We start from the raw sequence: 13,845 nt of genomic DNA on the forward strand, positions 1-13,845 counted from the left end.
TTGGTTTGTTGCATGATTTTCCTTTGTTTTGAAATTTAAAACGGGCGCATTATAAGCCCGTGAAAGCAGGCACCTGCTAAATCTGAAAACAAGCGAGCTTGGGTACTAGCTCAACTTAATATGAGCGGTGCGTAGATCGGTCTGCGAAGATGAAATTTTACGGCGCGAAGCGACGGCGCAATAAAGTACCCCCGAGAATACCGCTACTCGCATAAAGCACTGATGGTCACGATCCGATATAAGTCTATGATAGTTGCGCTCCGTCTTAAGGCTGTGCCGAAGGTAAAATTTCGCCCCGTTTGCGCGATCCCGTTTGCAGCGATTTTGTCCGTGAATAAAAATCAAAGCGATAGCGCTGTATGTGCACTTTACCTGCGAAAGAAAGAAATCACTAGTAAAACGACAGGTGCGGCATCATGAGCGCGTTTTAAGTTATGTTTTGAATTTTTAAATTTAATTGAAATTTTTTGATCTAAATTTGCGACCGGCAGGAGTTAAACTTATGGGTTGAAATTTTATTTGAAGCTAGAGTATGAGCTAAAATTTTGGCTCATGAAGTAGGTTAAATTTAAACGCCATTTTAAAATTTAAAGAAGCGCCGGGGGTTGGCGATAAAGCTATCGACGTACCCTAGCGCTCGTTAAGCTTAGCCGTTGCGCTTTTTGATGATCTCTTCGCCGACGTTTTTAGGAACCTCGTCGTAGTGATCAAATTCCATCGAATAGGTCGCACGACCCTGCGTCTGAGAGCGCAGATCGGTCGAGTAACCGAACATCTCCGAAAGCGGGCAAAATGCGTCGATGATCTTATTGCCGCCGCGCTCGCTCATGTTATTGACCTGTCCGCGGCGCTTGTTTAGATCGCCGATGACGTCGCCCATATACTCCTCAGGGGTTTCTACCTCGACCTTCATCATAGGCTCCAAGATCACGGCACCCGCTTTTCTAGCGCCCTCTTTAAAGCCCATAGAAGCGGCGAGTTTGAACGCCATTTCGGAGCTATCGACTTCGTGGTAGCTTCCGTCATAGACCGTTACGCGCACGTCCTCGACCGGATATCCCGCCAAAACGCCATTTTGCATCGCCTCTTGGCAGCCCTTATCAACTGCGGGGATGTATTCTTTAGGAATCGCGCCGCCTTTGATATCGTTTACGAACTCATATCCGGTGCCAGGCTCCAAAGGCTCTAGGCGCAAAAATACGTGACCGTATTGACCGCGACCACCCGACTGCTTGGCGTATTTGTACTCCTGCTCGACCGTTTTGCGTATAGTCTCGCGATATGCGACCTGCGGCTGTCCGACCTCGGCCTCGACTTTAAATTCTCTAAGCATTCTATCTACGATGATCTCAAGGTGCAATTCGCCCATTCCCGAAATAATAGTTTGTCCGCTCTCTTCGTCGGTCGCGACCCTAAAGCTCGGATCTTCTTGCGCCAATTTTTGAAGCGCGATACCCATTTTTTCTTGATCGGCTTTGGTTTTAGGCTCCACTGCTACGCTAATAACCGGATCAGGAAATTCCATACGTTCTAAAATTACTTTATCTTTTTCGCTAGCTAGAGTATCGCCCGTAAGGGTATCTTTCAAACCCACAACGGCGCCGATCTCGCCCGCATAAAGCTCCTTGATCTCTTCGCGTTTATTTGAGTGCATCCTTAGCAAGCGGCCGATGCGCTCTTTCTTACCCTTGCCAGTATTTACGACGTAGCTACCGCTTTCCAAAACACCGCGATATACGCGCACGAAGGTAAGCTGACCTACGAAAGGATCGGTCATAATCTTAAATCCAAGACCCGCGAACTCGCCCTCGTCGGTAGAGCTTACGTGAACCTCGCTGCCGTCCTCATACTGACCCTTAATCGCAGGCACTTCATCAGGCGCAGGTAGATAATCTACGACCGCATCTAGCAAAGGCTGCACGCCCTTGTTTTTAAATGCGGTGCCGCATAGCATAGGAAAAAAACTTAGGCTTAAGCAGCCTTTCTTGATGCCCTTTTTAATCTCTTCTACGCTTAGCTCTTCGCCGTTAAAATACTTCTCCATCAAAGCTTCATCAGTCTCTGCTACCGCCTCAATCATCTTGTCGCGATACTCTTGCGCTTTTTCTCGTAATTCAGCAGGAATTTCAACGATCTCCGGAGCCGAAGGACCCTTGCTGTCATCCCAAACGAGCGCTTTCATAGTGACTAAATCGATAACGCCTTTAAAATCGTCCTCAGCGCCGATCGGAATTTGAATAGGAACTGGATGAGCCTTGAGCCTATCTTTTACCTGCTGTTCGACATTATAGAAATTTGCGCCGACGCGGTCCATTTTATTTACGAAAATAATGCGCGGAACATGGTATTTATTCGCTTGACGCCAAACGGTCTCGCTTTGAGGCTGAACGCCACCTACAGAGCAAAATACTGCTACCGCACCATCTAAAACGCGCATCGAGCGCTCGACTTCGATAGTAAAGTCAACGTGACCCGGAGTGTCGATCAAATTTATCTGATGATTATTCCAAAAGCATGTGGTAGCGGCAGATGTGATCGTGATGCCGCGCTCGCGCTCCTGCTCCATCCAGTCCATAGTAGCGGCACCCTCGTGAACCTCGCCAATCTTATGACTCATGCCGGTAAAAAATAGAATTCTTTCGCTCGTAGTCGTCTTTCCGGCATCGATGTGAGCGGCGATACCGATGTTTCTAACCATATGTAAAGGGGTTTTTCTTGCCATGACGCCCTCCTACCAACGATAATGCGCAAAAGCTTTGTTGGCTTCTGCCATCTTGTAGGTGTCTTCTTTCTTTTTAAATGAAGAGCCTTTAGAATTTGCGGCGTCCATAAGCTCGTAAGCCAGGCGCTCTATCATCGTGCGCTCGCTTCTTTTTCTTGCAAAAGAGATGATCCAGCGAATAGCCAAAGCCTGCTGGCGAGCCGGCCTAACCTCTATCGGAACCTGGTAAGTAGCGCCGCCTACACGACGAGATTTTACCTCCATCAAAGGCTTAACGTTATCGATGGCATCGTTAAAAATTTCGATACCTTTCTTCTCGCCGCCTTTATTGTCAATGAAATTTAAGGCGCCATACATAATCTCGGTAGCGACGCTCTTTTTGCCGTCGAACATAAGCGAATTAATAAATTTTGTGATTACCTTGCTTTCATAAATCGGATCAGGCATAACTTCCCTAACGGGAGCTTTTCTTCTTCTCATTTTATTCCTTCAAATTTTAAAATTTTACTCAAACTCGGCAAAATCTAGTGCCGGTCTGTTTCGGCTAAACTATTTTTTAGGTCGTTTAGCACCGTATTTTGATCTTGCGACGGTTCGTTTTGCAACGCCTGCAGTATCGAGCGCACCGCGGACGATGTGGTATTTAACGCCCGGTAGGTCCTTTACACGACCGCCGCGAACTAGCACGATGGAGTGCTCTTGTAGATTATGACCTTCACCGCCGATATAGCTGATGACTTCAAATCCGCTAGTAAGCCTTACTTTGGCAACTTTACGAAGCGCAGAGTTTGGCTTTTTAGGGGTCGTGGTGTAGACCTTAGTGCAAACTCCTCTTCGTTGAGGGCAATTCTTTAGCGCCGGAGACTTCGATTTCTCGCTAAGCTTCTTGCGCTCTTTTCTGACCAATTGATTTATGGTTGGCACATCTTTCCTTTCACAAAAATTTATTCAAAAAGATTTGGATTATACTTTGTTTAAACTTACAGAAACGTAAATTTAACTAAATTTTAATCTCTAATCAGCACAAACTCTCCGCCGCCGCAGATTACTAGGCAGATCGCGGCAGAGAGATACAGATATACGATTTCCAGCTCAAATCCGCCCACCCCGGTAAGCGCGCTCAACGGAGTATGTAGGACGTATATTATCATGAGCACGTTTGCGATCACAAGCAGAGCGCCTATGCGGCAAAATACGCCTATGATTATCATCGCGGGCGCCAGCACCTCGCCTACGTATGCGCCGTAAGCCACCAGATCCGGAATTCCTCTAGCTACCAGCATCGATTTTACGCCGTCTATGCCGTGAGTGAGCTTAAAAATTCCATGCATTAAAAGACAAACTCCAAGCCCCAACCTGATAAACAACAGACCGAAATTTATATTGATCATATTCATGTCTCATCCTTTAAATTTAGGTAAATTTAGGGCTTTTTGCCCTAAATTATTTTTTAAGTTTAACTTCCTTGTCTTTATACAAACCGGTTCCGACCGGAATTATGCGACCTAGGATGACGTTTTCTTTCAAATCCTCCAATCGGTCAAATTTACCCGCGATACTAGCCTCGGTTAGAACTTTCGTCGTTTCTTGGAAAGACGCCGCGGATATGACGCTATCGCTTCCTACTGCGGCGCGAGTTACGCCCAGCAGTACGGACTCTGCAATCGCAGGCTCGCCACCAATTTTCATAATGCGCTCGTTTTCTTCTCTAAATCTGCGGCGGCTAATCAGATCGCCGACGATTAGCTGAGTATCGCCGCTATCGACGATTCGAACCTGGCGGAGCATCTGAGATACGATGATCTCGATATGCTTGTCGCTGATGACGACGCCTTGAGAGCGGTAAACCTGTTGAATTTCGCTTATTAGATAATAATGCAGCGCTTTTTCACCTAAAATTCTAAGCACGTCGTGCGAGCTGATAACTCCGTCGGTAAGCTTCTCGCCTGCGTGGACGAACTCGCCGTTTCGCACTTGGATCTGGCGACTCTTATCGATTAGATACTCCGCACTCGTTCCGTCCTCTCCCTCGATTACGATGCGCTCTTTTGCGCGCAATGCTTTATCAAAGCGGACGGTTCCGTCGATGTCTGCGATGATTGCGGTATTTTTTGGACGGCGCGCTTCAAATAGCTCCGATACGCGCGGTAAACCGCCGGTGATATCTTTTGATTTCGCAGCAGCCTTAGGCGTCCTAGCCAAAATATCCGCAATCGCTACCTGATCGCCCTTGTTCGTAAATATGGCGGTCTTCGGCCCTAGGTTATATTTGATAGGCTCGCCCTTGCTAGGGGTTACGATAATGGCCGGCTTGACGCCTTGCGGAAGGTACTCGTTGATAACCAAACGGCTTTGGCCGGTAGTCTCGTCATATTGCTCCGTAGCGGTGTATCCCGGCTCGATATCCTCGAAGCTGATCTTACCCTCGCACTCTGCAGCCACAGGGATAGAATACGGATCCCACTCGGCGATAATTAATCTATCGTCTTTTTTAGGCTTGGCGATAAGATCCTCGCTTTTTACGACGCTATTATCATCGTACGTAATGACCGATTCGCGTGGTATATAGTGACGGATCGCCTCTCTGCCGTTTTCATCGGAGATGACTACGTACATACCCTTCTCACTTACGACGTGACCTTTTTTGATATCTCTTAGCCTCTCTAAATAATCGCCCTTTAGGATGAAATACTTAAGCGTACCATTTGCTCCCGCTTTGATCTTTTGAGTTACCGGCTCGCCGTCTTTGACGCGAAGTTCGCTTGCAAACGGAATTCGAGTAGGGATATTCCAGTCTTCTTTTATAACCTCCACTAAACTATCATTTTCTCCAACGGTTTCGCCGTCTTTAAATACGATGTAGAATTTCCCCTCAACTTTACCGCTTACGCCCGCAAGCTCGGTAGGCTTGGCTAGATCGTGGCGCCGGATAGTATATCTAAATTCTTCCTTCTTACCCTTTAGCATGATATTCACATCGTCGTGAGTTATATCAATACTTACCTTACCAGTAATTGGGGCTTTGATCTTAGGCTCGACCAAAAGCACCGCGGCGTTTCTGCGGTTCATCACGATATTTTTGCCGCCGTTTTCGTAGGTCTTGACGTTGTAGTATCTAATGAAACCCTCTTTATCGGCGATTACTTGGCGATCTTGCTGCTCGGTAGATGCGGTACCGCCGGCGTGGAAGGTTCGTAGCGTAAGCTGCGTGCCCGGTTCGCCGATAGATTGCGCCGATATGATACCGACCGCTTCGCCCGGTTTTACCAGCTTGCCCTCGCCTAAATTTACGCCATAGCACTTCGCGCAGACGCCTTTTGCGGCCTTGCACGTAATAGGCGTGCGGATACTTACGGATTTAATACCCGAATCCACGATGGTTTTTACTTCGCCAACGCCCAAAAGCGTGCCCTCGGTAAATAAAATTTCATTCGATACCGGATCAATCACATCCGAGCTTAGCACCCTACCCATAATCCTATCGGCTAGACTTTCTATTTGCGTTCCGTTCTCTACAATCTCGGTAACCTCGATACCCTCGTGCGTGCCGCAGTCGTGCATCGTAACTCTGACGTTTTGTGCGACGTCGATCAGCTTTCGCGTTAGATATCCCGCATTTGCAGTCTTGAGCGCAGTATCGGCAAGACCCTTACGCGCGCCGTGGGTCGAGATGAAGTACTCATTTACATTCAGACCCTCTCTAAAATTTGAAGTAATCGGCGTCTCGATGATCGAGCCGTCGGGCTTACTCATCAGGCCTCTCATGCCCGCTAGCTGCTTGATCTGCTCCGCGCTACCGCGTGCACCGCTATCGGCCATCATATAGATCGAGTTAAAGCCGTCCTTATCCTTCTCCATCATCTTCATCATCTCATCGGCTAGCTTCTTGCTGGTGCTGGTCCAGATATCAATCGTTTTATTATAGCGCTCGCCGTCGGTTAGCAAGCCCGCGCCGTATTGGTTCTGAACCTCTCTGACCTGCTTTTTAGCCTCTTCTACAAGACCTGCTTTAGACTTCGGCACGATGATATCCGAAACGGAGATTGAAACGCCCGCTTTAGTCGCAGATTCAAAGCCTAAATTTTTAAGATTATCCAAAAATTCCGCGCTTATCTCAAGACCGCCGTTTTTATAGACGTAATCGACAAGCTCGGCGATATCCTTTTTCTTCATAATCTTATTCCAAAGATGATCCGGAATAAAGCTAGGCAGGATTGATTTGATGATCAAGCGACCCGCGGTCGTAAAGATAATGCGGCGATCGATCATCGTTTTGATCTTAGCGTGGATGTCTAGGGCGTTTGCCTCCACGGCAAGCATTACTTCATCGACGTTTGCAAAAATTTTATTTGTTCCTTTTGCACCCGGCTTTTCGAGGCTTAGATAATAAATTCCTAAAACCATATCCTGGCTAGGCACCGCGACGGGCTTTCCGCTCGCAGGAAGCAAGATGTTCATCGAGCTTAGCATTAAAATTTTACATTCCGCGATCGCCTCTTGGCTAAGCGGCACGTGCACCGCCATCTGATCGCCGTCGAAGTCGGCGTTAAACGCGGCGCAGACTAACGGATGCAGCCTGATAGCCTTGCCCTCGACGAGCACGGGATGAAACGCCTGAATAGACATCTTATGAAGCGTCGGCGCGCGGTTTAGCATAACCGGGTGATCCTTTACGACCTCCTCCAAGCACTCCCAAACTTCATTGATCCTATTTTCGATCATCTTTTTGGCCTGCTTGACGGTCGTAGCATAGCCCTTCTCTTGAAGGCGAGCGATTAGATGCGGCTTGAATAACTCAAGCGCCATCGTCTTAGGCAGACCGCACTGATCCATACGTAAATTTGGACCTACGACGATGACGGAGCGACCCGAAAAATCCACGCGCTTTCCGAGTAAATTTTGACGGAAGCGACCCTGCTTGCCCTTAATGATCTCGCTTAGAGATTTAAGCGGTCGCTTATTAGCGCCCTTTACGGCGTTAGCGCGACGTCCGTTGTCAAAAAGCGCATCCACCGCCTCTTGAAGCATTCGTTTTTCATTACGGATGATGATCTCGGGTGCGTCGAGTTCCATCAGCCTTTTAAGTCTAGAATTTCGATTTATGACGCGGCGATACAGATCGTTTACGTCAGAAACCGCAAATTTGCCGCCCTCAAGGCTTACAAGCGGGCGTAGATCGGCAGGTAGCACGGGAAGATTCGTAATCATCATCCACTCGGGCTTATTGCCGGAATTTAAAAAGCTCTCGACGACCTTTAGACGCTTGACGATGGTTTTTTTCTTCGCTTCGGAGTTCGTATTTTCCATCTCCTGCTTAAGGGTGGATAAAATTTCGACCAAATCAAGCTCGGCTAGCATATCGCGGATCACCTGACCGCCCATTTTGGCGACGAAGCCTGTCTGCGAAAAGCGCTCTTTTAGGCTCTGATACTGCTCTTCGTTTAAAACGTCGTATTTCTCGACCTTTTTAGAATTTTCGTTGTCGTAAAATGCCTCGCCCGCGCTTTCTACGATGTAAGCCTCATAGTAAAGCACGCGCTCAAGATCTTTCATCTTGATATTTAGAAGCGTACCGATGCGGCTAGGCAAGGAATTTACGTACCAAATATGCGCCACCGGCGTTACCAGCTCGATATGCCCCATTCTAGTGCGGCGAACCTTCGAGCTCGTGATCTCGACGCCGCATTTTTCGCACTTCCAGCCCTTATATCGCATCTTTTTATATTTACCGCAGATGCACTCATAATCTCTTACGGGGCCGAAAATTTTAGCGCAAAATAGACCGTCGCGTTCCGGCTTGAGCGTGCGGTAGTTAATAGTCTCGGGCTTTTTGACCTCGCCGTGGCTCCATGCTTTGATTTGCTCGGGACTAGCAAGCCTAATAGCAAACGCGTCGAAGTCGTGAACTCTAGCGTCCTCTTTTATCTCTATTCTTTCTAAATTTGAATTATCGCTCATTTATTCTCTCCATTCTCGTAAATTTCAACGTCTAGAGCAAGCGATTTAAGCTCGTTTGTTAAAACAAAAAATGTCTCAGGAATTCCTGTAGACGGAACGTTTTCGCCTTTTGTCAGCGCCTTATATGCAGCCAAGCGTCCGTCGACGTCGTCGGATTTGATCGTTAGCATTTCGCGGAGCGTGTATGCCGCGCCGTATGCCTCCAGAGCCCAAACTTCCATCTCGCCGAATCTTTGACCACCGAATAGCGCCTTACCGCCGACCGGCTGCTGCGTGACTAGGCTGTAAGGGCCGGTGCTTCTTGCGTGAACCTTTTCGTCGACTAGGTGGTGCAGCTTGAGATAATACATGCAGCCCACGTTTACGCGCTCTTTGATCTTTTCGCCGGTGCGGCCGTCGTAAAGCTCAGTCTTGCCGTCCTGATCGATGCCCGCCATTTCAAATAGCTTTTTGAAATCCTCCGGCACAATGCCTTCGAATATCGGAGCGGAAAATCTAACGCCCTTAGCCCAGTCTCTAGCGTATTTCAAAAGATCTTCGTCGCTGATCTTCTCAAGCGTTTTTTTAGCCTGCATTAGTTTGGAAACGCCTGCGATCTCAATCATTTTGGCGCGAAGGGCTTTTATCCATTCGCCCGTTTTCTCTTCTAAAATTTTAGCGATCTGCTCTCCTAGGCGCCAGCCCACAAGACCTAAGTGGCTCTCCATTATCTGACCGATATTCATACGACTTGGAACGCCGAGAGGATTTAGCACGATATCCACGCGCTGTCCGCTAGGCAGATACGGCATATCGACCTCGGGGACGATATTTGAAACGATACCCTTATTTCCGTGGCGACCCGCCATCTTATCGCCCACTTTTAGCTTGCGCTTAGTCGCGATATAGACCTTTACGAGCTTAACGACACCGCTTGGCAAGATATCGTCTTTTTCTAAAATTTCGATCTTTTCGTCGTGTTCCTCTTTGAGCTTGCGCTTTTCGTTTTGGAAGTGGTTTTTTAGCTCTTCGTATTCCTTCTGAACAGCTTTAGAATAAGCCTTGACAAAGGAATTTAACGTAAAGCGATTGGAGCTTTCAAGCTCCTCTTTTTTAACCTTATCGCCCTTTTTATAATCTTTTTTATTTAGGCTTTGATCGCTTTGCAAAGCGTTTTTAGAAAGTAGCGCTACTACCTTTAGCATCTCTTCGCGATCGAGCATCAAAAGCCTATCGTGATGCTCCCTTTCGAGCTCGGTTTTTTCATCCTCATAGGCTTTGTTCGTGCGTGGATCCTTCTCGTAGCCCTTTTTGGTAAAAATTTTAACGTCGATTACCACGCCTTCCATAGAGGCGGTCGCGTAGAGAGATTTATTTACCACATGTCCCGCCTTCTCGCCAAAAATTGCGCGCAAAAGCCTCTCTTCAGGCGTCGGTTTAACCTCGCCCTTCGGAGTTACCTTGCCTACTAGGATCATGCCAGGTTTGACGTGAGTACCGATCTTTACGATACCGCTATCATCGAGGTGGGTAAGCTCCTCCTCTTTGATATTAGGGATGTCGCGCGTGATCTCCTCCACGCCGTCTTTAAGCTCTCTGGCTTCAATATCTTTCTCATAAACATGCACGCTGGTGTATTCGTCGGCGCGGATCATCTTTTCGCTCATAACGACGGCGTCCTCGTAATTGTAGCCGTGCCACGGCATAAAGGCTATGAGGGCGTTTTTGCCAATCGCAAGCTCGCCGCCGTCCATGCTAGGACCGTCGGCTATGATTTGACCGGCTTTTATCACGTCACCTTTTCGCACGATAGGACGCTGTGAAAAGGTAGTGTTTTGGTTGGTGCGTAAATTTTTCTCCATCGCGTAGTGATCAATAAACGGCCCCTTCTCGTCTTCGCCCAAAATGAATATGTTTTTATTATCGACCTTTTCTACGACGCCGTCGCGTTTAGCTTTGATAGCTTCCCATGAATCGCGCGCGATTATCGCTTCCATGCCCGTTCCAACGATAGGAGCGGTAGAGTGTAGAAGCGGCACGGCTTGACGCTGCATGTTCGAGCCCATAAGCGCGCGGTTAGCATCGTCGTGTTCCAAAAACGGAATCAGCGACGCCGCTACGCCCGCGACCATACCGGAGCAAAGATCAATCAGCGAAATATCCTCGCGCTTAGCCATGATGTTTTCGCCGTCTTTTCTGACCTCCAAAAGCTCCTCTACGATATTGCCCTCTTCGTCCAATTTAGCGGACGCAGGAGCGATTACGAGCCCCTCTTCCTGCGTAGCGGTAAGATAGACGATCTCGTCGGTAACCTTACCGTTTACGACCTTTTTATACGGAGCCTCGACGAAGCCTAAATCATTTACCTTCGCATAGGTCGCTAGGGTGTTGATCAGGCCGATGTTTTGGCCCTCCGGAGTTTCGATAGGACAAATTCTACCGTAGTGCGTAGGATGGACGTCACGCACCTCAAAGCCTGCGCGCTCTTTAACCAAACCGCCCTCGCCCAGTGCAGATAGACGGCGCTTATGCGTGACCTCGCTAAGCGGGTTGGTCTGATCCATAAACTGGCTTAGCTGGCCACCGGTGAAAAATTCCATAAGCGTAGTGGTGATGATTTTAGGGTTTACGAAATCATACGGCATAAGCTCGTCTAAATTTCCGCTAATGCCAGTAAATTTATCCTTGATCGCCTTTTGAACCTTGATAAATCCAAGATGCATCTCGTTTGCCAAAAGCTCTCCGATCGAGCGGATGCGGCGATTGCCGAGATTGTCGCGATCATCGATGAAGCCGTCGCCATTTTTAACTCTAATTAGATATTTCGCCGTCTTGATAATATCCTCGCTGGTTAGCACGGTTACGTACTCCGGCGCCTCGATACCCAGCTTGTGGTTCATCTTCATACGGCCAACTTTGGTTAGATCATAGCGCTCCGGGTTAAAAAACAGATCGTTTACGAAGCTCTTTGCCGCTTCTTTTACCACCGGCTCGCCGGGGCGCATTACTTTGTAAATTCTAATCGCAGCCAGATCGTTCTCGTCGTCTATGCCTTCGCTTTGCTGCAAGAGCTTAAGCGCGTCGGCGTCCTGGATGAAAGAATTTATGATCGAAGTATCTACGCCGCTAGCTAGGTCGTTGGCGATCGTAAATTTTTTCTCAGTGTTGGCGATCTTGGCTAGCTTGCCCTCATCAAGCGCGGTTAGCGAATCAAAAAGCACTTCGCCGCTGTTTTTATCGACGATGGCGTCGGCTAGGTAGCGCTCGGCTAAAATTTCAGCCGGATACTCGATGAGCTTTAGTCCGTCCTCTGCTAACTTCTCCGCTTTTTTGGATGTTAGGCGCTTGCTTGCTTGATGAAACACCTCGCCCTTTTCGTTTATAATGTCGTAATCAAGCCTGCCGGAATACTCTTTAGGATCGAAATCGGTTAGGAATTTTCCTTTTTTGATATAGATCGTCTTAATAGGATAAAATAATTTTATAATGTCTTGTTTTTTGTAGCCGAGTGCGCGAAATAGGATCGTGATCGGAACTTTACGTCTTTTATTTATGCGCACGTATAGTACGTCTTTTACGTCGTATTCGAAGTATAGCCAGCTGCCGCGATCCGGTATTATTTGAGCGGTGTAGATAAGTTTATTTAGAACGGTTGGACTCTCTTCCTCTTTGAAGATTACGCCCGGGCTCCTGTGTAGCTGATTTACGACGACGCGCTCTACGCCGTTAATGATAAATGAAATTCTATCGGTCATTAAAGGAATGTCGCGAATAAATATATCTTGCTCTTTGATCTCTTTTACGCCGATTTTTTTGCCCGTCTTTTCATCGCGCTCATGCACTAGCAAACGGAGCTTCATCTTTAAATTTACCGAATAAGTAAGCCCTCTTTCCATGCATTCTCTAATCGAATACTTTGGCTTTGAAATTTCGCTACTTACATACTCGATACTTAGTCTATTCTGTGCGTCGTGGATAGGAAAAATGGCTTTGAAAACCTTCTCTATGCCGCTTTCTCCACCCGAGTTATCAAGATTTAAAAAATGATCAAAACTTTTCTTTTGTAGTTGTAATAAATTCGGAATTTCGATGTCTTTGGGAACCTTTGAAAAATCCACCCTAAGACGATTTCCTGAATATAGGCTGTTTAACATTCCACTACCTCGTAGTTGTATTTTAAAGAAAGAAGTGCCGATGCGACGCACCGGCACACATTTGTATGCGAAATTTTAAAATTTCGCGATTTATTTGAGTTCGACTTTAGCGCCTGCTTCTTCAAGCTCTTTTTTAGCCTTCTCGGCGTCTTCTTTGTTAAGTCCCTCTTTAAGAACGGACGGAGTAGCCTCGGTAGCGTCTTTGGCCTCTTTTAAACCAAGACCTGTTAAGGCACGAACAACCTTAATTACGTTGATTTTCTTATCGCCCGCATCAAGCAATACGACGTCGAATTCCGTTTTCTCTTCAGCTGCTGCCGCACCTGCGCCGCCAGCACCTGCGCCGCCAGCTACCATAACCGGAGCTGCGCTTACGCCGAATTTCTCTTCGAATTCTTTAACTAGTTCGCTAAGCTCTAGCACCGAAAGATTAGAGATATACTCTAAAACGTCTTCTTTTGAAATTGCCATTTTATTCTCCTAAATTTTAATTAAGCGCTAGCTTCTTTTTTCTGCTTAAGCGCATTGAGGCCGATCGTAAAATTTTGAATCGGCGCATTCCATACTTGAAGCAACATCGCGATAAGCTCGTCTCTCGAAGGCATCTTCGAAAGCGCTCTAACCTTATCTACGCCGGCTACTTCCCCATCGATATGAGCGGTCTTAAGCTTAAAAATTTCATTTTTCTCTTCAAATTTAGCCGCTACTTTACATACAGAAAGCTGCTCGCCCCATAAGAAGATATTGGTATCTTTAAAGCTAAGTCCGTTTTTTTCGGCATTTTTTAAAGCGATATTGGCTAGGGTGTTTTTGATAACTCGAACCTTTACGCCCGCTTCGCGCGCGCTATTTCTAAGATCTTCAAGCTGCTTAACGCTAAGGCCTTTAAAATCGGAAATTACTATAGCTTCGCTAGCTTTGAAAGCCTCGCCAAGCTCCGCTACTATCTTTGATTTTTCGTCTCTCGTCATTAGGTCTCCTTTCCGATCGGTGATTTCAAGCCAAGCGATCGAAATTTTAAAATTTCGATCA

Annotated in this window: 8 protein-coding genes; all 8 read right to left on the bottom strand. The window is 47.2% G+C overall.

Going from position 1 to position 13,845, the window contains the following annotated elements:
* Positions 1-646 precede the first annotated feature (646 nt).
* The 8 genes from fusA to rplJ all read right to left on the bottom strand — a co-directional run bounded on the left by fusA (position 647) and on the right by rplJ (position 13,784).
* Entirely contained in the window at positions 647-2,722 is a 2,076-nt protein-coding gene (fusA, locus tag Q0614_RS00225; protein WP_005872609.1) for an elongation factor G, read from the bottom strand.
* Positions 2,723-2,731: 9 nt separating this feature from the next.
* Positions 2,732-3,202, bottom strand: a complete 471-nt coding sequence (rpsG, locus tag Q0614_RS00230) for a 30S ribosomal protein S7 (protein ID WP_298785692.1) — start codon at positions 3,200-3,202, stop codon at positions 2,732-2,734.
* Between the two features lie 69 nt (positions 3,203-3,271).
* Positions 3,272-3,646: a 30S ribosomal protein S12 gene (gene rpsL / locus Q0614_RS00235; RefSeq protein ID WP_177386838.1), complete on the bottom strand. Its 375-nt coding sequence runs from the start codon at positions 3,644-3,646 to the stop codon at positions 3,272-3,274.
* An 83-nt stretch (positions 3,647-3,729) separates the two neighbouring features.
* Positions 3,730-4,119, bottom strand: a complete 390-nt coding sequence (locus Q0614_RS00240; protein ID WP_005872615.1) for a DoxX family protein — start codon at positions 4,117-4,119, stop codon at positions 3,730-3,732.
* A 46-nt stretch (positions 4,120-4,165) separates the two neighbouring features.
* Entirely contained in the window at positions 4,166-8,680 is a 4,515-nt protein-coding gene (gene rpoC / locus Q0614_RS00245) for a DNA-directed RNA polymerase subunit beta' (RefSeq protein WP_298785694.1), read from the bottom strand.
* Positions 8,677-12,813: a DNA-directed RNA polymerase subunit beta gene (gene rpoB, locus Q0614_RS00250; protein WP_298785695.1), complete on the bottom strand. Its 4,137-nt coding sequence runs from the start codon at positions 12,811-12,813 to the stop codon at positions 8,677-8,679. Before rpoB ends, rpoC begins: the two co-directional genes overlap by 4 nt.
* 90 nt (positions 12,814-12,903) lie before the next feature.
* The gene (gene rplL, locus Q0614_RS00255) at positions 12,904-13,284 is read right to left on the bottom strand and encodes a 50S ribosomal protein L7/L12 (protein WP_177386842.1); all 381 of its coding nucleotides are present in this window, start codon (positions 13,282-13,284) and stop codon (positions 12,904-12,906) included.
* Positions 13,285-13,304: 20 nt separating this feature from the next.
* Positions 13,305-13,784 (bottom strand): 50S ribosomal protein L10, encoded by a 480-nt coding sequence (gene rplJ, locus Q0614_RS00260; protein WP_295152864.1) that lies wholly within the window; start codon positions 13,782-13,784, stop codon positions 13,305-13,307.
* Positions 13,785-13,845: the final 61 nt, after the last annotated feature.

The sequence above is a fragment of the uncultured Campylobacter sp. genome (assembly GCF_937997595.1).
In the GTDB taxonomy this organism is placed as follows: Bacteria; Campylobacterota; Campylobacteria; order Campylobacterales; family Campylobacteraceae; genus Campylobacter_B.

What these genes read in the sequence shown, in the direction of transcription:
- fusA (WP_005872609.1), bottom strand. Translation starts at nt 2,722, where the DNA reads ATGGCAAGAAAAACCCCTTTACATATGGTTAGAAACATCGGTATCGCC.
- rpsG (WP_298785692.1), bottom strand. Translation starts at nt 3,202, where the DNA reads ATGAGAAGAAGAAAAGCTCCCGTTAGGGAAGTTATGCCTGATCCGATT.
- Q0614_RS00240 (WP_005872615.1), bottom strand. Translation starts at nt 4,119, where the DNA reads ATGAATATGATCAATATAAATTTCGGTCTGTTGTTTATCAGGTTGGGG.
- rpoC (WP_298785694.1), bottom strand. Translation starts at nt 8,680, where the DNA reads ATGAGCGATAATTCAAATTTAGAAAGAATAGAGATAAAAGAGGACGCT.
- rpoB (WP_298785695.1), bottom strand. Translation starts at nt 12,813, where the DNA reads ATGTTAAACAGCCTATATTCAGGAAATCGTCTTAGGGTGGATTTTTCA.
- rplL (WP_177386842.1), bottom strand. Translation starts at nt 13,284, where the DNA reads ATGGCAATTTCAAAAGAAGACGTTTTAGAGTATATCTCTAATCTTTCG.
- rplJ (WP_295152864.1), bottom strand. Translation starts at nt 13,784, where the DNA reads ATGACGAGAGACGAAAAATCAAAGATAGTAGCGGAGCTTGGCGAGGCT.